This window comes from Deinococcus aerophilus (assembly GCF_014647075.1).
Classification (GTDB): Bacteria; Deinococcota; Deinococci; order Deinococcales; family Deinococcaceae; genus Deinococcus; species Deinococcus aerophilus.
Genome location: NZ_BMOM01000070.1, coordinates 1 through 2,082, shown reverse-complemented (window position 1 = coordinate 2,082; position 2,082 = coordinate 1). Strand labels below are relative to the sequence as shown.

Here is a 2,082-nt window from a genome sequence, read left to right as displayed (position 1 = left end):
ACGACCACCGTTCCCAGGGCGCCATAATTGCCCAGCACGGCTGCGCCCACCGCCGCGGCGGTCCCCTCGCGTACCAGCGCGACCACCGCGCCGCCGAAGCCTGCACCGGTCATGCGGGCGCCATACACGTCGGGATGAAGGTGCAACAGGGCCACCAGCTCGTCCACCCGTGGATGTGACACGGCATAGTCGTCGCGCAGACTGGCGTGGGCGGCGTTCATGAGTTGGCCGAACCTGGGGGCCGGTGCGTCCAGCGCGGCGAGCACGCGGGCATTTTCAGACACCACATGCCGGGCACGTTCTTTCAGCGGTGAAGGCAGCGCTTCCACGACGCTGATGTCGCTCACGTCGCGCAGTTCCTTGACGCCCAGCAGCCGTGAGGCTTCCTCGACCTGGGCGCGGCGTTCGTTGTACCCACTCTCGGCCAGACGGCGCGGTACCCCGGAGTCGATGACCAGCACCTCGGCCCCCGCCGGAAACGGCACGGTGCGGCGTTCCAGACTGCGGGTGTCGATCAGCAACATGGTCCGGGTGTCGGCCAGACTGCTCGCGAGCTGGTCCATCACGCCGCACTGAACGCCCACGAACTGGTGTTCCACCTGCACGCCCCTCAGGGCCAGTTCCACGTCGTCCAGCGCCAGCCCGTACAGCTCACGCAGCGCCCGTAGGGTGGCCACTTCCAGCGCCGCGCTGCTGCTCAGCCCGCCGCTGGGCACGGTGCTGAAGACGTGAATGTTCAGTCCCTCGGTCACGCCGCTCAGGTTCAGGCAGCCGGTGAGGTAGGGGGCGAAGTCCGTGCCCACCTCACCCACCGGCACGCGCAGCGTCCGGTCCAGGTTGGCGCTGTACAGCACGTGTTCACCCGTGTTGTTGGGACCGACGGCCACCGTCGTCCGCTGCGGAATGGCGGTGGGCAGCACGAATCCGCCCTGGTAATCGGTGTGTTCGCCCAGCAGGTTCACCCGCCCCGGTGCCGAGGCGCTCACGGCCGGTAGATGACCGAAGACGCTCTCAAAGGTGTTCAAGCCTCACCTCCTCCAGTTGCAGGCCGCGCAGTTCTGCCGCCGCCATTTCCGGCAGTTTGTCGTTGGCGAACTCGCCCGCGCCCTGTTCGGTGCCCGCCAGATACTTCATGCGGCCCGGTGCCCGCAGGTACGGGTACAGCTCGATGTGCAATGGAAACTCGGGGTGGGCTGCATCAAGCGGCGCTTGATGCACCGTCAGCAGGTACGGCATCCGCACACCAAACAGCGCGTCCAGGCGCAGCAGGGCGTCTTTCAGGACGCGGGCGAAGGCAGCGCGTTCCTCCACAGTCAATTCAGACAGCAGCGAAACGGGCCGTGCCGGAAGAATCCACGTCTCGTAGGTGTAGCGCGCGAACGGTGGCACTACACTCAGTGCCTCACCCTCGTCGCGCACGATGCGCTCACCCGCTGCCCGCTCATCAGTCACGAAGTCGGCCAGCCACGCCCGCCCGGTCTGTTCGTGATGGACCTGGGCGTGGGTCAGCATGCGTCCCGCCACGGGCGGGACGTGGTCGTAGGCATAGATCTGGCCGTGGGGATGGTGCAGCGTCACGCCCACCTCCACGCCGCGGTTCTCGAAGGCCAGCACGCTCTTGATCTTTCCCGTGGCGGCCAGCCGCGTGGTCCGGTCGGCCCAGACGTCCAGCAACAGCTGCATCTGAGCGTCGCTCAGGTCGGCCAGCCGCCCCGTCGCGTCCTGGCTGAAGACCACGACCTCGCACGCCCCCACGCCCGCCCGGGTGCCGGCGGGGCCACCCTGGGGATCGGGGGCGTTCAGGGTCAGGCTGGGAAAGCGGTTCTCGAAGACCGCGAGGTCGTAGGTGCCGCGTGGCAACTCGGTCGGGTGCGCCGGGTCCGAAGTCGGCGCGAGGGGATTGTATTCGGGTGGAGGCAGGAAGGTGCGGCCCATGCGGTGCGTGGCGTACATGACCCACTCGCCGCGCAGGGGGTGCCAGCGCATCACTGGGCGGGCGTCGACCGGCTCCGGGCTGGGGCTGGGAATCTCGGACGTGACCACGATGGGCGCCAAGCCGTACAGCGTCAGCGCGCGGCCATC

2 protein-coding genes are annotated in these 2,082 nt (G+C 68.3%); both read right to left on the bottom strand.

Annotation, left to right across the window (positions count from 1 at the left end):
- Positions 1–1,025 (bottom strand): galactokinase (gene galK, locus IEY21_RS16590; protein WP_188905447.1); only part of this gene is annotated, 1,025 nt, incomplete at its 3' end.
- Positions 1,012–2,082, bottom strand: a 1,071-nt coding sequence (gene galT / locus IEY21_RS16585; protein WP_229753190.1) for a galactose-1-phosphate uridylyltransferase, incomplete at its 5' end; no start/stop codon positions are given. The genes galK and galT, both read right to left, overlap by 14 nt.